This window comes from Streptomyces thermoalcalitolerans (assembly GCF_039525155.1).
Lineage (GTDB): Bacteria > Actinomycetota > Actinomycetes > Streptomycetales > Streptomycetaceae > Streptomyces > Streptomyces thermovulgaris.
This window is the reverse complement of the sequence record NZ_BAAAHG010000053.1, coordinates 25,432-43,028: the sequence shown is the minus strand read 5'-3', so window position 1 is coordinate 43,028 and position 17,597 is coordinate 25,432. Positions and strand designations below refer to the sequence as shown.

Sequence of the window (17,597 nt, the reverse complement as noted above, 5' to 3'; positions counted from 1 at the left end):
GTCGGCGCCGTGCGCCGCGCCCCGGCTCTCGCCGCCACGGCCGCCGCGACCGCCCCGGCCGCCGGTCTCGCCCAGGTCCTCCAGCTCCTCCGCGTCCAGCCCGGCGCGAGTGCGCTCCGAGCGCGGCAGGACGCCCTTCGTCCCCTCGGGGATGCCCAGGTCCGAGAACAGGTGCGGGGAGGTGGAGTACGTCTCCACCGGCTCGTGGAAGTCCAGCCCCAGCGCCTTGTTGATCAGCTGCCAGCGCGGGACGTCGTCCCAGTCGACGAATGTGATCGCCGTACCCGACGCGCCCGCACGCCCCGTACGGCCGATGCGGTGCAGGTACGTCTTCTCGTCCTCGGGCGACTGGTAGTTGATGACGTGCGTGACGCCCTCGACATCGATGCCACGCGCGGCCACGTCGGTGCAGACCAGGACGTCGACCTTGCCGTTGCGGAAGGCGCGCAGCGCCTGCTCGCGGGCGCCCTGACCGAGGTCGCCGTGGACCGCGCCGGCGGCGAAGCCGCGGCGCTGCAGCTGCCCGGCGATGTCGGCCGCCGTGCGCTTGGTCCGGCAGAAGATCATCGCCAGCCCGCGGCCCTCGGCCTGCAGTATGCGGGCCACCATCTCCGGCTTGTCGAGCGAGTGCGCGCGGTAGACGAACTGCCGGATGTTCGCGACCGTCGCGCCCTCGTCGTCCGGCGTGGTGGCACGGATGTGCGTGGGGTGCGACATGTAGCGGCGGGCCAGCCCGATCACCGCGCCCGGCATGGTGGCCGAGAACAGCATGGTCTGCCGCTTGGCCGGCAGCATGTCGATGATCTTCTCGACATCGGGCAGGAAGCCCAGGTCGAGCATTTCGTCGGCCTCGTCGAGCACCAGGCACTTCACGTGCTTCAGGCTCAGCTTCCCCTGGCCGGCGAGGTCCAGCAGCCGGCCCGGGGTGCCGACGACCACGTCGACGCCCTTCTTCAGGGCCTCCACCTGCGGCTCGTAGGCCCGCCCGCCGTAGATCGAGACGACCCGCACATTGCGCACCTTGCCGGCGGTCAGCAGGTCGTTGGTGACCTGGATGCACAGCTCGCGCGTGGGGACGACGACGAGCGCCTGCGGAGCGTCGGTGAGGGCCTCGGGGGCGGCGCGCCCGGCCTCGACGTCGGCGGGGACGGTCACGCGCTCGAGGAGCGGGATGCCGAAGCCGAGCGTCTTGCCGGTGCCGGTCTTGGCCTGGCCGATGACGTCCGCGCCCGTCAGGGCCACGGGCAGCGTCATTTCCTGGATGGGGAAGGGGGTGGTGATGCCGACGGCTTCCAGGGCCTCGGCGGTTTCGGGAAGGATCCCGAGCTCTCGGAACGTCGTAGTCAGGGTGCTGCCTCTTCCGTGTGTGCGGCGCGAGGCGAGCGCGGGGGTCGTGTCACCTGACCGTGCCGGGGACGTCGGCCACCCTCACGGGGCGGACGGTGTGGCACGGGACCACAGCCGACGCTCCAGCGCTCGTACCGCTTGGAGGTTCCCTCCGGCCGTCGTACGCACAAAGCCGTACGGTCGGAGAGGGCTGTCGGGTCGGAGCCGATCGGGCCACCGACCGGGCATCCTCATACATGCGGCCTGTCGACGTACGCCGTTGTCACGGCGGCGTACTCAGCAGGCGCAATACCACCATACCCCGGAAACGCGCACACGCGATGGCTGATTCGGTCACGTAGTCGTCGTCACACTGGTCGTCCGGGTCCTTCGCCCGCACGGAGAGCGGGCTATTGTGCGCTTCATGACGAGCTCTGACAAGTCTGGCAACACCTCCGACACCTCCGACGCAGCGGCCGGACGCACCGGGATCGCCGCCCAGGACTGGGCGACGGCCGCCGCCGACCCGCAGTACCGCGCCGCGGTCGTGGACCTGCTCGGCGCGCTCGCGTACGGGGAGCTCGCGGCGTTCGAACGGCTCGCGGAGGACGCCAAGCTGGCCCCCACCCTCGCGGACAAGGCCGCGCTGGCGAAGATGGCGTCGGCCGAATTCCACCACTTCGAGCGGCTGCGCGACCGGCTCGCGGAGATCGGCGAGGACCCGACCGCCGCGATGGAGCCGTTCGTCGCCGCACTCGAGGGCTTCCACAAGCAGACGGCGCCCTCGGACTGGCTGGAAGGGCTCGTCAAGGCCTATGTCGGCGACTCGATCGCCAGCGACTTCTACCGGGAGGTGGCCGTCCGCCTGGACTCCGACACGCGGGAGCTCGTCCTCGCCGTCCTCGCCGACACCGGGCACGCCGACTTCGCGGTGGAGAAGGTGCGCGCGGCGATCGACAGGGACCCGCGCGTGGGAGGCCGGCTCGCGCTGTGGGCGCGGCGTCTGATGGGCGAGGCCCTGTCGCAGTCCCAGCGGGTCGTGGCCGAGCGGGACGCGCTGTCCACGATGCTCGTCGGTGGCGTCGCGGACGGCTTCGACCTCGCCGAGGTCGGCAAGATGTTCTCCCGGATCACCGAGGCGCACACCAAGCGGATGGCCGCTCTGGGACTGGCGGCGTAGGGCCCGGCCCCGCTCGGGGAACGCACCGCCCCCGGCGCCGGATCAGGCCGGGGCCGAGCGCCGGCTCAGTCCCCCCGAGGGACGCACCAGCAGCGACAGGGCGGCGGTCGAGACGGCCGCCGCGCCCAGCAGGGCCGGCAGCAGACCGCCGGAGCCGAGCGCGCTGTGGGTGACGAAGGCGCCGAAGAGGGCGCCGGCGACACCGGTCGACTGCACCAGGAGGCGGGACGGCAGACGGTGGGCGAGACGGTGGAACGCGGTCCAGCCGAGCAGCAGGCCGATCAGCGCGGAGCCGAGCGTTTCCCAGAGCATGTGACGGTTCCCTCCCACACGGTCGGCCGGTGCTGACGGTCGTAGCCCGTCATACCCCTGCCCTGCGGGAGGCAACCCTCTTCGCGAGGGGATTGTGCGCCACCCGTGGAGCCCGTGGAGAAACGCGGGGGAAGACAGGGAAACAACGCGGGGAAAGACGGAGAAGAACAGAGGAACGCGGCGAAGCGCGGAGAGACACGAGAGGGGCACGGCGGTCCCGTACCGCCGTGCCCCTCTCGCATTTCCTGTTCTCGTCCGCGGACGCCCGCAGGTGTCCCGGAAGCCGCCGGTGGCCGCTGGTGGGAAGCCGTCGGCCGTCGCCGCGGCCTGCGCCGCGGCGCAGGCTCACAGCGCGCCGAAGCCCACCCTGCGCGGGGCCGGCTCACCGACCTCGACGTACGCGAGACGGTCGGCCGGGACCAGCACCTTGCGGCCGTGCTCGTCCACGAGGGTCAGCAGCTGCGACTTCCCGGCCAGCGCCTCGGCCACCGTCCGCTCGATCTCCTCGGGGCTCTGGTTGCTCTCCAGAACGATCTCGCGGGGCGCGTGCTGCACGCCGATCTTGACCTCCACGGCTATGTCCCTCCGAACGGTCGGTGAAGTGCGCGACCTTCCGCGCCATACCCGCACACATTAGCCCGGTGAGGGGACGAGCACGGAGCGCCGGGGCTCGCCATGAGCGAACAGCCCGCGGCTCAGCGGTCCCGCTGCTCGCTCCCGTGCAGCGGGAAGCCCGCGATGCCGCGCCAGGCCAGGGAGGTCAGCAGCTGGACCGCCTGCTCACGCGGGACCTTGCGGTCGCTGTGCAGCCAGGAGCGGGCCACCACCTGCGCCAGGCCGCCGAGGCCGGATGCGAGCAGCATCGACTCCGCGCGCGAGAGGCCGGTGTCCTCCTCGATCACGTCGCAGATCGCCTCGGCGCACTCGTTGGTGACCTTGTCGACGCGCTCGCGCACCGCCGGCTCGTTCGTCAGATCCGACTCGAAGACCAGCCGGAAGGCACCGCCGTCGTCCTCGACGTACGCGAAGTAGGCGTCCATCGTGGCGCGCACACGCTGCTTGTTGTCGGTCGTCGACGCCAGCGCGTTCCGTACGGCCTGGATGAGTGCCTCGCAGTGCTGGTCCAGCAGGGCGAGGTAGAGATCGAGCTTGCCCGGGAAGTGCTGGTAGAGCACCGGCTTGCTCACGCCGGCGCGCTCGGCGATGTCGTCCATGGCGGCGGCGTGGTAGCCCTGCGCCACGAAGACCTCCTGGGCGGCGCCCAGCAGTTGGTTCCGCCGGGCACGGCGCGGCAGGCGCGTACCTCGCGGGCGTGCCGCCTCTGTCTGCTCGATGGCTGTCACGCCGCCTCCCAAAGTCGTCCATATGCGGTGTACGCCGCGCCGCCATCGTACTTTTCGGTAACCGCGCCGTGCGCGGTGCGAACGCAGAATTTCACGGACTGGACAGCGGCGAAAGCGGCGCAGAAGGTTGTGAACACATTCATTCCAGGCATGGCGCTGCGTTGTTCCTGGCCGACGACTTCTTCCGCGGGAGGCCTCGAACGTCTATTCGCATATCGCCGTGCGCCTCACCGGTAGTCGTCCTCGTCGAGGGAGACGATCCGCGCCTGTTCGATGAGATCCGCCTCGCTGGCCTGAGTCGGATCCCCGAGGGGAAGCTCGTCCTCCTCCGGTGTGATGTCCGCCTGCTGCTCGACGGCGTCGTGCTTCGGGGTCTCGACGTCGATCTCCGGGACGTCGTCGTTCTCGATCGTCTCGGGGTCGATGGGGTCGAATGTCATGCCGGGCTCCCTTCGTGCGACATGTCCCTGCGGGTGTCCCTGACGGAGGCAGGGGCCGAATGCGGGTGCCCTGTGTACGAGCGTAGGGGACACCGTGTACGAGCGTAGGAGACACCCGAAATGGACGCTATGCGATCCGTGGTCCGGGGGATGCGCGATCTGTGACAGCGGACACAGAGTCGCCGTGTGATCGCCTCGTAACATTGCCGCATGTCTTCGACCGAGCTGCCCTCCGCGCCGCCCGCCAATGTTCTTCCCAGGGTGACACCTGCCGGGGCCGAAGAGGGAGAGCACCTCCGCTCGGTCGAGCTTCCCGGGATCACCTTGGCGGTGCGCTCGCGCCCGCCCGCGCGGGAGGGACTGCCGCCCGCCCTGTACGTGCACGGCCTCGGCGGCTCCTCGCAGAACTGGTCGGCGCTGATGGCACTGCTCGACGACGTCGTCGACGGCGAGGCGCTCGACCTGCCGGGCTTCGGGGAGTCCCCGCCGCCGGACGACGGCGACTACTCGGTCACCGGGCACGCGCGCGCGGTGATCCGCTTTCTCGACGCCTCCGGCCGCGGGCCCGTCCATCTGTTCGGCAACTCCCTGGGCGGCGCCGTCTCCACGCGGGTCGCGGCACTGCGTCCCGACCTCGTGCGCACGCTCACCCTCGTCTCGCCCGCGCTGCCCGAGATCCGGGTGCAGCGCAGCGCCGTGCCGACGGCCCTGCTCGCGGTGCCGGGCATGGCCTCCCTGTTCACCCGGCTCACCCGGGAGTGGACGGCGGAGCAGCGGGTCCGCGGGGTCATGGCCCTGTGCTACGGCGACCCGAGACGGGTGACGCCGGAGGGGTTCCGCAACGCGGTGCGGGAGATGGAACGGCGGCTGCAGCTGCCGTACTTCTGGGACGCGATGGCGCGTTCCGCGCGCGGAATCGTGAACGCCTACACGCTGGGCGGCCAGCACGGGCTGTGGCGCCAGGCCGAGCGGGTCCTCGCGCCCACCCTCCTGATCTACGGCGGCCGTGACCAGCTCGTCGGCTTCCGCATGGCCCAGCGCGCGGCCCGGGCCTTCCGCGACTCCCGTCTGCTCGCCCTCCCGGACGCCGGGCATGTGGCCATGATGGAGTACCCGGATACGGTGGCGACCGCATTCCGTGAACTGCTGGCGGACACAGGCGAGTTGGAGGGCAGAGCGATGAGACGCACGAACGCGGCCGGGCAGGCCGCCGACAGGACGTCCGACGCGACCACGGGGGGTTGAGGGACCAGGTGGGACGCCACAGCCGCCGCGGGCCCGCCCCTCGGGGCAACACCGCGGACACGACCGCAGCACAGGACGGCCGCGAGCTGCGGCAGGGACGCGAGCCCGGGGGCGGCTCCGGGGAGGCGTGGGACCGTCCGGATCCCTGGCGCGGTCCCGGCGGCCGGCCGGGGCCGGGCGCGGTGCCCGGGGAACCGGCCGGTGCGGGGGGCCCGGTGCACGGGACGTCCGCCCGGGCGCCGTACTTCGGGGACGGGACCCCCGCCCGGGGCGTCCCGCGGTTCCCGGACGGCACTCCCGCGCACGGGCCCTACGGGGCGCCGGCTCAGGGCGCTCCGTGGCCGCCCGGCGGGACGCCCGCGCACGGGATGCCGACGTCCGCCGACGCGGCGCCCGCGTGGGACGCCCCGCGGGCTCCGGACGGCAGGCCGGTCCCCAGCGCCCCCGAGGTGCGGGGCGGACACCCCGAGCAGCGGGAGGCCGGGGGCGGCTGGGGACAGTGGGAAACAGGTGGCGCCGCGGCGCGGGGAGCGGAGGCCACCGGAGCCGGGGCCCCGGGGGGCATGGACGCCCTCGCGGAGGCCCGCGCCCCCGTCCCCCGGCAGCGGCAGTCGCCTCCCGCAGGACCCCGGCAGGAGTATGTGAACGCTTTTGACGAGGGCGCTCCCTTAACGCCCCGGCCCCGCGGGGGCGCGCCGTCCGCGCGCCCGGCCGCGGTGTCGTCCGTGCCGTCGGACGGGCAGGGCGCCGGGACCGGGCGCGGCCCGGGCACCACGGGCACCAAGGGGCGGACGTACACCGGCATCGCGGCCGCCGCCGTCACCACCGCGCTCGCCGTCGTCGTCGCCGGACAGGTCGCCGACGGCCGCTCCGGCACCGATGTGCGGGCGCACTCCGTGCCCGACCGCACGGGCCACGGGGCCGCGGACGTCGCGGCCGTCGACGGCAAGCCGGCGGAACCGCCGCCGAGCACGCGGGCGCTGACGTACGGCCAGAAGATGAACATGAAGTACGAACTCAGCCCCACCCTCAAGGGCCCGGGCGAGTTCGAGACGGTCCCGGGCACCGCCAGGGCACCCGGCAAGGGACGTACGTACGGACGCACGTACACCTACCGTGTCGACGTGGAGAAGGGCCTCGGCCTCGACGGCGAACTCTTCGCCGAGGCCGTGCACAGGACGCTCAACGACGACCGCAGCTGGGCCCACGGCGGCCGCCGTGCCTTCGAGCGCGTCTCCTCCGGCAGGCCCGACTTCGTGATCACGCTGGCCAGCCCCGGCACCACCGCCGTCTGGTGTGCCAAGTCCGGCCTGGACACCACCCAGGAGAACGTCTCGTGCGACTCGGCCTCCACCGAGCGCGTGATGATCAACGCCTACCGGTGGGCGCAGGGTTCGGAGACCTACGGCGACAAGATGTACGCCTACCGGCAGATGCTGATCAACCATGAGGTCGGTCACCGGCTCGGCTACGGACACGTCACCTGCGACAAGGACGGCGCCCTGGCCCCCGTGATGCAGCAGCAGACCAAGTTCCTGGAGTACAACGGAATCCGCTGTCTGCCCAACCCCTGGCCCTATCCCGGGAGTTGATCGCGGATCCGGGTGCGGTGCCCCGCACCCGGCCGATCTCCCAGGGCGTCGAACGCGTCCCGCGCGGGAAAGTTACGCCTCTTCACCCCTTTTGATGGCGCGATGGACAACCGTCCATCGCGCCACCCTCATGTCCGCATACGTTCGTCCCGCTGCGAGCCGTCGCACGACGGGCGGCTTCCCGCACGGAGGGAACGAGAGGGAACGGGGGTGCACGCGTGCGCATCGGACTGGTGACGGAGGGTGGCTATCCGTATGTGGACGGTGACGCCGGACTCTGGTGCGAACGGCTCGTGCGCGGGCCCGGGCAGCACGAGTTCGACCTCTACGCGTTCAGCCGCGACCGCCGGCAGGAGAAGGCGGGCTGGGTACCGCTGCCACCCCAGATCGGCCGGGTCCGTACCGCACCCCTGTGGGCGGCCGAGGACGACGGCATCACCCATGGACGGCGTGCGCGCCGGCGCTTCGCCGAGTGCTACGGCGAACTGACGTCGGTCCTGGCCGCGATGGGCGGCAGCCCCGGTGACCGCGCCGAGACGGCCGGCCGGGACCGTACCGGCGACGAGGCGGACCGTTTCAGCAGGGCGCTGTACGGGCTCGCCGAACTCGCCCGCGACGAAGGGGGACTGGCGGGCGCACTGCGCTCGGAGACCGCCGTACGCACGCTGGAGCGCGCCTGCCGCGCACCCGGCGCATCGCGTACGGTGCGCGAGGCCCGTGTCCCGGACCTGCTCGCGGCCGCCGGGCACCTGGGACGGGCGCTGAGCCCGCTCACGGTCGACTGGTACGAGGACGACGGCCTCGGTGCCGCCGACCTCTGCCATGCGGCGGCCGGCGGCGCCGCCGCCCTGGCCGGGCTGCTCGCCCGCCACTTCACCGGTGTCCCCCTGCTGGTCACCGAGTACGGCCCGCACCTGCGCGCGCACTACCTCGCCACCGACGCCGGCAGGACCGCCCCGGCCGTCCGCGCCCTGCTCGCCGCCCTCCACGGAGGGGTCGCCGCCGAGGCGTACCGGCGGGCCGCCCTCGTCACCCACGGCAATGCGCACACCCGCCGCTGGCAGGAGCGCTGCGGCGCCGACCGCGCCAAACTGCGCACCGTCCACCCCGGCATGGACGCCACAGGCTTCACCGAGGTCGGAGAGTCACCGGAGGCCGCCGACCCGGACACGCTGGTGTGGATCGGCCGCATCGAGCCCGCCAAGGACCTGGTGTCCCTGCTGCACGCCTTCGCCCAGGTGCGCACGCGGGAACCGAGGGCACGGCTGCGGATCGTGAGCACCGCGATCGGCTCCGACGGAGCGGCCTACCTGAGCCACTGCCGGGCGCTCGCCGCCCAGCTCTTCCCTGACGAGGCCGAGGGCCCGCACACCGTCGGCGACAACCCGGTGTCCTTCGAGGAGATCGGCACCCCGGAGGCCCCGACACGCGCCGAGGTGTACGCCTCGGGCGCCGTGATCGTCCTGTCGAGCGTCGTCGAGGGCTTCCCGGCCGGTCTCGTCGAGGCGATGTTCTGCGGCCGTGCGACGGTCTCCACGAACGTCGGCGCGGTCGTGGAGGTCATCGGCGGCACCGGACTCGTCGTCCCCCCGCGCAATCCGCGGGCGCTCGCCGAGGCGTGCGTGGCACTGCTGCGCGACCCCGAGCGCCGTGTGCGCCTGGGGGCCGCCGCCCGCGCCCGCGCGCTCGAACTGTTCACCGTCGAGCAGAACGTCGCGGCGTTCCACGACATGTACCTCGAGATCGTCTCGCGCTCCCCGGACCGGCGCGTCGCGCTCGGCGGGACCGACGACCCCCTTCCGTTCGCCACTCCGGCCGAGGCGCACCTGCCCGGCAGCTGGACCGGGCTCCCCGTCCGCGGCGCGGATCCCCCGGAGGCCGGCGCACCGGCACCCTGCCAGACCCCTGTGACCACCCTGGAGGTCTCCGGATGAGCGGCCCGGTGAGCGGCCCTGCGAGCGGCCTGGAAGAACTGGAAGAACGGGGGAACCGGGGAGGACTGGAAGACCGGGGGGACCGGGGAGAACGGGGAGAACGGAGGGACCGGGGAGGAGACGACCGCCCCGGCACCCCGGCCGTCCCCGCTCGTGCGGCCGGGGGTCCCGGCGAGCCGCCGGTTTCCGGCCGGAGCCCGTCCGGTCCCTCCCGGCGCGGCGCCGCCGACCCGGTCAAGACCCTGATGCACCGGCACCGCGACCTGTGCGAGCAGGCCGTCGACCCCCTGGAGATCGCCGCCGGCCTGGAGGCGCACGGCGTCACCGACCGCACTGCCGCCCGCTTCCGCCACCGCGACGTCTTCTCGCTCGCCGAGGAGATGTACGCCCGGATCTCCCGCGACACCGGGACACCTGTGCGCCACGAAGCCGCCGCCGCGCCCCCGATGGGCCTCGGCCCGGTCGCTCTCGGCCTGCTGCCCGGCGTCCTGGGCGCGGCCACCGTGGCCGGACTGCGCCTGACCGAGGGCCAAACGCGCCTGGCCGTCGCCGCGCTCGGCGTCCTCGCCGTGGGACTGGGCCTGCGGGCCATGCTCCGCCACGGCCCGCTGAGCACCGGCGGACGCACACCGGCCGGTGCGCACACGCCCGGCACGCGCGCGTGGACATGTCTGCTGCTCGCCTACGCCCTCCTCGGCGACGGCCTGCTCGGTGCGGCCGTCACCGGCGGTCCCGACGTACTGCCCGACGGCACCGCCGCCGGGGCCTGGCCGATGGCCACCGCTCCCGTGCTGGCCCTCGCCCTCGCCGGCGCCCCGGCGGTCTGGACCGCCCACCTCTTCGCCGCCGGAGCCCGGCGAAAGATGGCCACCAGTTGTGGCCTGGAGGAGTTCGCCGCCTCCGTACGGCCTCTTCTGCTCGGCACCTTCGGCCTGTTCCTGTGCGCCCTGGCCGCCCTGGCCACCGTGTGCGGGGCGGCCCTGGACGAGCCCGCCGGCCATGCGCAGACCCTCGCGCTGGGCGCGCTGCTGCTGCTCGCCCGCCTCCTCACCGTCCACGGCTTCACCCGGGCCCCGGCCGTCGCCCTCGGCGTCGCGGCCATGGCCGAGGTGACGGCCCAGGCGTGCGTCCTCGCCGCCCGCCTCCCCGGCTGCCGTCTCCTCGCCACCCCGGTGGACACCCTGGTGGCCCTCTGGGGGCCGGGCAGTGTGCAGGCCCTCGTCTGCGGAGCGGCGGCCCTGGCCCTGCTCGTGCACGCGAGCCGCACGCTGACCAGGGCCTCGGCCCATGCGCGAGCGGAGGAACAGCCATGACGGACCCCATGGCCGACCGCCCCGCGCACGCACCTCCGCACGGCCCGAGCCAGGGGCACGGCCCGCATCCCCCGGCCGGCCGCGGACACCCGGCCCACCGCCCAAGCCCGCCGCAGCACCTCCCCTGCCCCTGGGACACACCGCCGGCCCCTGGGCCGCACTGCCGGCCGCACCACGCCTTGGGCGCACCAGCGCTTGGTCGCACCACCCCGTGAAGCACCACCCCGTGAAGGAGAACACCAGATGATCACCGCCCGATCCGGGGCAATCGGAGTCGCCGGAGCATCCGGAGTCGCCGGAGCATCCGGAGTCACCGGAGCGCACACCCCGGGAGCCGCCCGATGAGGGTCCTGCTGATCGGAGCCAACGGATACCTCGGCCGTTTCGTCGCCGAACGCCTGCTCGCCGACCCGGCCGTCCAGCTCACCGCGCTCGGCCGCGGTGACGACGCCGACGTCCGCTTCGACCTCACGACCGGCAGCCCCGGCGCGCTCACCCGCTTCCTGGACGCGGTCCACCCCGGTGTCGTCATCAACTGCGCGGGCGCCACCCGGGGCGGCGCCCGTGAACTCATCCGGCACAACACCGTCGCCGTCGCCACCGTCTGCGAGGCCCTGCGCCGCAGCGGCTGCGGAGCCCGGCTGGTGCACATCGGCTGCAGCTCCGAGTACGGTCCCAGCCAGCCCGGCTCCTCCACGGCCGAGGACGCCGTGCCCCGCCCCGGCGGGCCGTACGGCGTCAGCAAGCTCGCCGCCACCGAACTGGTCCTCGGCTCCGGCCTGGACGCCGTCGTCCTCCGGGTCTTCTCCCCCGCGGGCCCCGGCACCCCGGCGGGCTCGCCGCTCGGCCGGCTCGCCGAGGCCATGCGCCGCGCCATGCAGTCCGGCGACAGCGACCTCAAGCTCGGCGGCCTCGGTGTCCAGCGCGACTTCGTCGACGTCCGCGACGTGGCCCGCGCCGTCCACGCCGCCTCCCTCTCCGCCGCCCAGGGCATCATCAACATCGGCTCCGGCCGAGCCGTCCGGCTGCGCGACGCCGCGGCGATCCTCGCCCGCGTCGCCGGATACGGCGGCACCCTCTACGAACTCGACGGCCCGCCCGGCGGCCACATCAGGCCTGCCATCGGGCACCCCCGCCCCGACCCGGACCACCACCCCACCCAGGTCGCCTTCCCCTACCCCGACGGCTGCGGCAGCTGGCAGCAGGCCGATGTGCGCACCGCCCGCGACCGGCTCGGCTGGCGGCCCCGGATCAACCTCGAGGAGTCCCTGGCCGACATCTGGATGGAGGCGGCATGCCGTATCTGACCAGCACACCGGCGGGCACCTCGGGCACCGAGATACGCACCGGCTTCGGTGCCCCCGGCTGCGCCCACCCCCTTCTCGCCCGGACCGAGTGGGCCGAGCTCGCCCGCCCCGGCACACCGCTGCACTGGGTCGTCCTCAATGTCGCCGACGGCCCTGGCATCCAGCCCGACCCGCACTGCCTGGACGCGGCCGGACGCCTGCGCAACGCGGGCGTCCGCGTCCTCGGCCGTCTCGACGCCGCGTACGGTGCCCGGCCCCTGGCCGAGCTGATCATGGATGCGCGCCGGTACCTCGAGTGGTACCGGGCCGACGGCTTCTTCCTGGGCCGCTGCCCGGCGGACCGGGCCACACTGCCCGAGATCCGCCGCGCGACCGGCGCGCTGCGGGCACTGCACGACGGTGCCCACATCGTCCTCGGCCACGGCACCCACCCCTACCCGGGCTATGCCGAGAACGCCGACCAGCTGGTGACCTTCCGCGGCCCGTGGAGCGACTACCGCTGGTCACAGGTGGCGGAGTGGACCGCCGACTACCCGCCCGAGCGCTTCTGCCACCTGGTGCACGGCCTTCCGCGCAGCCATCTCGACGAGGCACTGCGCATCGCCCGCTGGCAGGGCGCGGCGACGATCTGGTTCACCGACCGCACCGACCGCGGAGGGCTCGCCGACCCCTGGGAGAGCCTGCCCGGTTACTGGGACGACATCATCTCGCGCATCGGAACGGGTGTCTCGGAATGAAGAAGGGCGTGGCAGTGTTACGAAGAGAACAACTGTAGTGATTGACCGATCAACGGAGTCCCCGTGTCGCTGCCACCCCTGGTCGAGCCGGCTGACGAGCTCACCGTAGACGAGGTTCGCAGGTACTCCCGCCACCTGATCATTCCCGATGTCGGGATGGCCGGGCAGAAGCGGCTGAAGAATGCCAAGGTGCTCTTCGTGGGCGCCGGTGGCCTGGGCTCGCCGGGTCTGATGTACCTGGCCGCGGCGGGTGTGGGCACGCTCGGCATCGTGGAGTTCGACGAGGTCGACGAGTCGAACCTGCAGCGCCAGGTCATCCACAGCCAGTCCGACATCGGCCGCCCCAAGGCCGAGTCCGCCCGGGACACGATCAAGGGCGTCAACCCGTATGTGAACGTGGTCCTCCACCAGGAGCGGCTCGAGGCCTCCAATGTGAAGGACATCTTCAGTCAGTACGACCTGATCGTCGACGGCACGGACAACTTCGCGACCCGTTACCTGGTCAACGACGCGTGCGTGCTCCTGGGCAAGCCGTACGTCTGGGGTTCGATCTACCGCTTCGACGGCCAGGCCTCCGTCTTCTGGTCCGAGCACGGCCCCTGCTACCGCTGCCTCTACCCGGAGCCCCCGCCCCCCGGCATGGTGCCCTCCTGCGCCGAGGGCGGCGTCCTGGGCGTCCTGTGCGCGTCCATCGGCTCCATCCAGGCCACCGAGGCCATCAAGGTCCTCACGGGCATCGGCGAGCCGCTGGTCGGCCGCCTGATGATCTACGACGCCCTGGAGATGCAGTACCGCCAGGTCAAGGTCCGCAAGGACCCCAACTGCGCGATCTGCGGCGAGAACCCGACCGTCACCGAGCTCATCGACTACGAGGCCTTCTGCGGCGTCGTCTCCGAGGAGGCCCAGGCTGCGGCCGCCGACTCGACGATCACTCCCAAGCAGCTCAAGCAGTGGATCGACGAGGGCGAGAACATCGAGATCATCGACGTCCGTGAGCCGAACGAGTTCGAGATCGTCTCCATCCCGGGCGCCCGGCTGATCCCGAAGAACGAGTTCCTCATGGGCAGCGCCCTGGAGAGCCTCCCGCAGGACAAGAAGATCGTCTTGAACTGCAAGACGGGCGTCCGCAGTGCGGAAGTCCTCGCCGTGCTGAAGTCCGCGGGCTTCTCGGACGCGGTGCACCTCGGCGGCGGTGTGATCGGCTGGGTCAACCAGATCGAACCGGAGAAGCCGGTCTACTGATCAGCCCTTCCGCTGACCGGCGGATCTGACGAAGCCCACGGCTCTGACCAGTCCGGATGCCGTGGGCTTCGGTCGTTGCCGGTCGGTGTCGGACGGCCTCGGACGGCCCGGGGACGGCCCGAGCTCCTGGCTTGGCCACCGCCGGCTGGGAGGCACGACCTCTTCCTGCATGGGCAACCGCGGCAACGGTGTTCAGCTGGTTCGCCAGGGTCCGTCCGGCGGATCATTGCCGGCGGCAGGTGAGCTCGGGCAGTGATCCACCGGACGCGACCGGAAACGGGGCGTCAGGCCATGGAGAACTCGGCGACGTACTCGTCGAAGGGCTCGATGCCGACTTCCGCACGGAGTACGTCCATGCGCTCGGGCTCTTCACAGGGCCACGGAACCGGTGCCCCGCCCTTCACGCCGGCGATCTGGGTTCCGTAGACCTGCTTGCGGCCCTCGTTGACCAGCGTGCGGTCCCGCAGGAAGGCCGGCTCGCGCGGGCCGGCCGAGCCTGCCGACACCGCCTGCCGCATCAGCTGGAGGGCACGCCGCTGAACGTCGAGCTGCCGGTCGGCGTGCTGAGCGATGAGCCATGCCGCGCGTGCGGCCTCCTCGCCGACCGGTTCCGCCGTCGGCCGGCCGTACTCGTCCATGATCTCGTTGAGCCGGTCACCATGCCGGGCGGTCAGTCGCCGCCAGGCCAGCTGCTCGGCGGGGTCATCGCTGTTCGCGAGGACTGCCAACCGGTGATCGGCCACAGCCATGTCCGTAAGTTCCGCTGCCAGTGCGGCTACGCCGCTACCCGACCGGACGAGCCCGGCGTCAACCATGATCGGCAGGCACCGTACCCTCCTCGGGTGGACGACTTTCCTTGCTCCTGCCTCCTGTGCGCCCCTTCTCCGGACGGCCCGGTCCGGGAGGAACGCGACAGCCGCATAGCGGCAAACGTGTCCGAGTTCGGGTGGCACGTCATGGGGATCACTGCCGGAGACGACGCGCCGGCGGACTGGGCCTACTCGATCGGCCTGTGGCACACCCTGCGCAGCCCCGAGGTCTGCGTCTTCGGACTGCGGGTCCAGACGATGATGTCCATCCTCAACGTTGCGGGTGGCGAGATCCGCAACGGCCACCCGCTGGAAGCCGACCAGGTGCGCGACGACATCCTGAACGGCTGTCCGGTGACCGTCCGGCCGGTTCACCCGAGTTGGTACCGGGACTTCTTCGGCGCCGGAATCGACTACTACCAGGCTCCTCCGCTTCCGGTCATGCAACTGTTCTGGCCGGACAAGGAAGGCCGCTTTCCCTGGGACGAACAGGCCGACGAGTACTGCCGCGCGAGCCAACCTCTTCTGTGGATACCGAAGGAGGAAACCAGCGGACCGTGGGCCGACCTCGACTGAGACCACCGCTCGCTCCTGGGCAACGTGGTCCGGTGGTGAGCCCCGCTGAGGAGAGAAGCCGGGTGACCCGACGGCTGAGCTGTGGCCTTGCCAGCCGGTCCAGCGGGTACGGATGGACCTCCAGCGGCTGGTGTTGACCGTGGCTGTCCCTTGCATCCGACACGGCTGCAGCACGGCGTCCTATGCGTCAAGACCGCAATCGACAGCTCGGTTCGCCGATCAGGGCCTGAACAGCCAGCGTTCGATCTCGTCGACGCCTATACGGCGCCCGAGCCTCCTGCTCTCCTCGTGGGCCCAGCGGTCCAGGAGTGTGCAGTACCGGATGCAGGTGCTGGTGGGCCATTCGCTCTCACCGAGTGAGTCCCACTTGCAGGTGTTCTTGAGCGTGGCGGCCACCCGGGAGTCGAGGATCGCGCACGGGTGGTCGAGGGCCCCGCAGCCGGCGAAATACAGAACCCTGGTCGAGAACGCCGGACCCAGATACGCGATGGCATTGCGGTCCTTTGGGCGCAGAGCCTCGTACGCCTGCGCTGGATCCTCTCGGGCGGCCTTCAGGGCCTGACGCAGAGCCGCCATGGCTGAGGATCGGTCATCCGCCACAGCTTGTACGCGCTTGTGGTTGAGGCGGAGTTTCCTGCCGCTGCCCCAGGCGAGGACACGCCACAGAAACCGCAGAAGCTCCTCGTCGGAGTCCACATCAAGGTCGGCGGCATCCTTGAACAAGTCGCCACGACTGAGTCGCGTGACGCCTGGTCCGGCCACAGGCGCCAGGAAGGCGAGCGGCGGCTGTCTCGGCGTTCCACCAAGCGGTGGCTATGGGGACGGTGTGGCCGTCGATCCGCTCCGACCGGGGCTTGCGAAGAGCCTCACGGCACGCGTGCGGCAACTACAGGTGCGACAAGTCGGTGGGCGCCATGACCCCATCCCGCCTTGCGGGAGGGAGAAGAGAGACGAATCCGGCGCTCATGCCTGCCGATACCGACGAAGACTCTCAGCTCACGTTGCGGCACGGTGCTCGACGGTTCCCCGGCGAACGGTACGGCTCCGAAGGGTCTGTACGTTGGGTCTGTACGTTGCACACGCTTCAGCGGCGAGTTCTGCTCCTGCCTCATCGCTCGTTCGGACGCGCTGTTCGAGTCGGCCGATGTCATGTGGTACGGCGACGGGCCGGTGAGGTCACTGGTCGAGCTGTCCCTGGTGGGTGAACACCGCCCCCCGGGACGCAGATCCCTGCCACGACGTGCACACCCCCGCGCAACGCAGTCGGCAAACAGCAAAACGAGGAAGAGGCCGCCGGTTTCACACCTCAGGTGAGGCTGTCGTAGCCGGTGCCGGTCCTGCTTGCCCCTCAAGGCATCTTGGGGCCGTCGTAGAAGGTGCCGTCCGGGGCATAGGGCCAGGCGTTGGAGACGCAGCCGTTCAGCCCTTTGATCTGCTGCATCATGACCGGGGCCGGCTTGCCGGGCCCAGGACAGCCGCGGTGGCCGTAGCCGAGCCAGTGGCCGACCTCATGATTGATGATCAGTGCCCGGTACTCCTCGAGCGGTCCGTCGAATTCGGGTGAACCGAGCTGCCAGCGCTTGAGGTTGACCGCGACTGTCCGGCCGACCCGGCAGTTGAGCTCGCCGTCGGTGTCGAGGCCGCCGGCCGCGCAGATGGCGTCCGCGGTGTCCGGCGTGGCGATGCGGATCACCAGCGTGGCGCTGTCGTCGGCGACTTGCCGGAAGGTGACGTCGCCGCCGTGTGACCAGCCCTGTTCATCGTTCAGGATCGCGGCGATCTGCTCGGCGGCTTCGTCGGGATCGACACCGATACCCTCCTCGACCTCCACCCGGTACGGTCTGCCCCTGCGGGTGTTTTCCACTCCGGCGGTGGCGACGGCGAAGGTACCCGGACCGGACTCCGGTACGGCCGTCGGGGTGGGACTCGGCGTGTGTGTCGGGCTGGGGGCAGGGCTTGGCGCGGGGGATTCATCGGCGATGACGGCTGGTGCAGAGCCCCGGCCGAAGCGGTCGGGCAGTCCGGGTATGTCGGCGAGTCGGTGGACGACCGCCTGACAGGCCGAAGCGGCACCAAGGGCCAGAAGCGCCGTCAAGACGGCAGTCGTCCAGCGGCGGCGCCGGGTGGCCCGGCGGACGCGTGCCCTGGAACGGGGGACGGGAGGGGAGTCGGCACGGCGCCGGTCTGTTCTGGTGCTCACCGGGAAACTGCCACCTGCCTTGTGTCGAGCAAAAGTCCTGA

Annotated in this window: 17 protein-coding genes; 9 read left to right on the top strand and 8 right to left on the bottom strand. The window is 71.8% G+C overall.

Annotation, left to right across the window (positions count from 1 at the left end):
• A partial coding sequence (locus ABD224_RS24075) for a DEAD/DEAH box helicase (protein WP_344053351.1) occupies positions 1–1,254 on the bottom strand: 1,254 nt, incomplete at its 3' end.
• A gap of 496 nt (positions 1,255–1,750) precedes the next feature.
• Between ABD224_RS24075 and ABD224_RS24070 the strand changes: the two genes are divergently transcribed.
• Positions 1,751–2,506 carry a ferritin-like fold-containing protein gene (locus ABD224_RS24070; RefSeq protein ID WP_344053349.1) on the top strand — a complete coding sequence of 252 codons (756 nt, stop codon included), beginning with the start codon at positions 1,751–1,753 and terminating at the stop codon, positions 2,504–2,506.
• 42 nt (positions 2,507–2,548) lie between these two features.
• Here the strand turns inward: ABD224_RS24070 and ABD224_RS24065 are convergent, their stop codons facing one another.
• The 4 genes from ABD224_RS24065 to ABD224_RS24050 all read right to left on the bottom strand — a co-directional run bounded on the left by ABD224_RS24065 (position 2,549) and on the right by ABD224_RS24050 (position 4,601).
• Positions 2,549–2,818 carry a hypothetical protein gene (locus ABD224_RS24065; protein ID WP_344053347.1) on the bottom strand — a complete coding sequence of 90 codons (270 nt, stop codon included), beginning with the start codon at positions 2,816–2,818 and terminating at the stop codon, positions 2,549–2,551.
• A 345-nt stretch (positions 2,819–3,163) separates the two neighbouring features.
• On the bottom strand, positions 3,164–3,391 hold the full coding sequence (locus tag ABD224_RS24060; RefSeq protein ID WP_344053345.1) for a DUF3107 domain-containing protein: 228 nt from the start codon (positions 3,389–3,391) through the stop codon (positions 3,164–3,166).
• A gap of 122 nt (positions 3,392–3,513) precedes the next feature.
• The gene (locus ABD224_RS24055; protein WP_067391719.1) at positions 3,514–4,161 is read right to left on the bottom strand and encodes a TetR/AcrR family transcriptional regulator; all 648 of its coding nucleotides are present in this window, start codon (positions 4,159–4,161) and stop codon (positions 3,514–3,516) included.
• 227 nt (positions 4,162–4,388) lie between these two features.
• A complete protein-coding gene (locus ABD224_RS24050; protein ID WP_344053342.1) occupies positions 4,389–4,601 on the bottom strand; it encodes a hypothetical protein in 213 nt (70 codons plus the stop codon).
• A gap of 210 nt (positions 4,602–4,811) precedes the next feature.
• Here ABD224_RS24050 and ABD224_RS24045 point away from each other — a divergent pair, with 210 nt between their 5' ends.
• The 7 genes from ABD224_RS24045 to moeZ all read left to right on the top strand — a co-directional run bounded on the left by ABD224_RS24045 (position 4,812) and on the right by moeZ (position 13,971).
• A complete protein-coding gene (locus ABD224_RS24045; protein ID WP_344053340.1) occupies positions 4,812–5,846 on the top strand; it encodes an alpha/beta fold hydrolase in 1,035 nt (344 codons plus the stop codon).
• An 8-nt stretch (positions 5,847–5,854) separates the two neighbouring features.
• Positions 5,855–7,438, top strand: coding sequence for a DUF3152 domain-containing protein (locus ABD224_RS24040; RefSeq protein ID WP_344053339.1), 1,584 nt, complete (start codon positions 5,855–5,857; stop codon positions 7,436–7,438).
• A 218-nt stretch (positions 7,439–7,656) separates the two neighbouring features.
• On the top strand, positions 7,657–9,372 hold the full coding sequence (locus ABD224_RS24035; protein WP_344053338.1) for a DUF3492 domain-containing protein: 1,716 nt from the start codon (positions 7,657–7,659) through the stop codon (positions 9,370–9,372).
• On the top strand, positions 9,369–10,685 hold the full coding sequence (locus ABD224_RS24030; protein WP_425581040.1) for a hypothetical protein: 1,317 nt from the start codon (positions 9,369–9,371) through the stop codon (positions 10,683–10,685). Before ABD224_RS24035 ends, ABD224_RS24030 begins: the two co-directional genes overlap by 4 nt.
• A 341-nt stretch (positions 10,686–11,026) precedes the next feature.
• Positions 11,027–11,992, top strand: a complete 966-nt coding sequence (locus tag ABD224_RS24025; protein WP_344053336.1) for an NAD-dependent epimerase/dehydratase family protein — start codon at positions 11,027–11,029, stop codon at positions 11,990–11,992.
• Complete coding sequence (locus ABD224_RS24020; RefSeq protein ID WP_344053334.1) at positions 11,980–12,729, top strand: spherulation-specific family 4 protein; 750 nt, start codon at positions 11,980–11,982, stop codon at positions 12,727–12,729. Before ABD224_RS24025 ends, ABD224_RS24020 begins: the two co-directional genes overlap by 13 nt.
• Positions 12,730–12,792: 63 nt before the next feature.
• Positions 12,793–13,971, top strand: a complete 1,179-nt coding sequence (moeZ, locus tag ABD224_RS24015) for an adenylyltransferase/sulfurtransferase MoeZ (protein WP_344053332.1) — start codon at positions 12,793–12,795, stop codon at positions 13,969–13,971.
• A gap of 284 nt (positions 13,972–14,255) precedes the next feature.
• Here moeZ and ABD224_RS24010 read toward each other — a convergent pair whose 3' ends face one another.
• Positions 14,256–14,720, bottom strand: a complete 465-nt coding sequence (locus ABD224_RS24010) for a DUF6624 domain-containing protein (RefSeq protein ID WP_344053330.1) — start codon at positions 14,718–14,720, stop codon at positions 14,256–14,258.
• Between ABD224_RS24010 and ABD224_RS24005 the strand changes: the two genes are divergently transcribed.
• Positions 14,631–15,356: a DUF4262 domain-containing protein gene (locus tag ABD224_RS24005; RefSeq protein ID WP_344053328.1), complete on the top strand. Its 726-nt coding sequence runs from the start codon at positions 14,631–14,633 to the stop codon at positions 15,354–15,356. The two genes, ABD224_RS24010 and ABD224_RS24005, sit on opposite strands and share 90 nt — an antisense overlap.
• A gap of 219 nt (positions 15,357–15,575) precedes the next feature.
• Here ABD224_RS24005 and ABD224_RS24000 read toward each other — a convergent pair whose 3' ends face one another.
• Both ABD224_RS24000 and ABD224_RS23995 read right to left on the bottom strand, forming a co-directional pair.
• Entirely contained in the window at positions 15,576–16,052 is a 477-nt protein-coding gene (locus tag ABD224_RS24000) for an 8-oxoguanine DNA glycosylase OGG fold protein (protein WP_344053353.1), read from the bottom strand.
• Between the two features lie 652 nt (positions 16,053–16,704).
• Positions 16,705–17,556 (bottom strand): DUF3152 domain-containing protein, encoded by an 852-nt coding sequence (locus ABD224_RS23995; protein ID WP_344053326.1) that lies wholly within the window; start codon positions 17,554–17,556, stop codon positions 16,705–16,707.
• Positions 17,557–17,597 lie beyond the last annotated feature (41 nt).

Excerpts from the sequence above, each read along its gene's own strand:
- ABD224_RS24005 (WP_344053328.1), top strand. The coding sequence starts at position 14,631 with ATGCCGGGCGGTCAGTCGCCGCCAGGCCAGCTGCTCGGCGGGGTCATC.
- ABD224_RS24010 (WP_344053330.1), bottom strand. The coding sequence starts at position 14,720 with ATGGCTGTGGCCGATCACCGGTTGGCAGTCCTCGCGAACAGCGATGAC.
- ABD224_RS24070 (WP_344053349.1), top strand. The coding sequence starts at position 1,751 with ATGACGAGCTCTGACAAGTCTGGCAACACCTCCGACACCTCCGACGCA.
- ABD224_RS24020 (WP_344053334.1), top strand. The coding sequence starts at position 11,980 with ATGCCGTATCTGACCAGCACACCGGCGGGCACCTCGGGCACCGAGATA.
- ABD224_RS24025 (WP_344053336.1), top strand. The coding sequence starts at position 11,027 with ATGAGGGTCCTGCTGATCGGAGCCAACGGATACCTCGGCCGTTTCGTC.
- ABD224_RS24065 (WP_344053347.1), bottom strand. The coding sequence starts at position 2,818 with ATGCTCTGGGAAACGCTCGGCTCCGCGCTGATCGGCCTGCTGCTCGGC.
- ABD224_RS24050 (WP_344053342.1), bottom strand. The coding sequence starts at position 4,601 with ATGACATTCGACCCCATCGACCCCGAGACGATCGAGAACGACGACGTC.
- ABD224_RS24045 (WP_344053340.1), top strand. The coding sequence starts at position 4,812 with ATGTCTTCGACCGAGCTGCCCTCCGCGCCGCCCGCCAATGTTCTTCCC.
- ABD224_RS24030 (WP_425581040.1), top strand. The coding sequence starts at position 9,369 with ATGAGCGGCCCGGTGAGCGGCCCTGCGAGCGGCCTGGAAGAACTGGAA.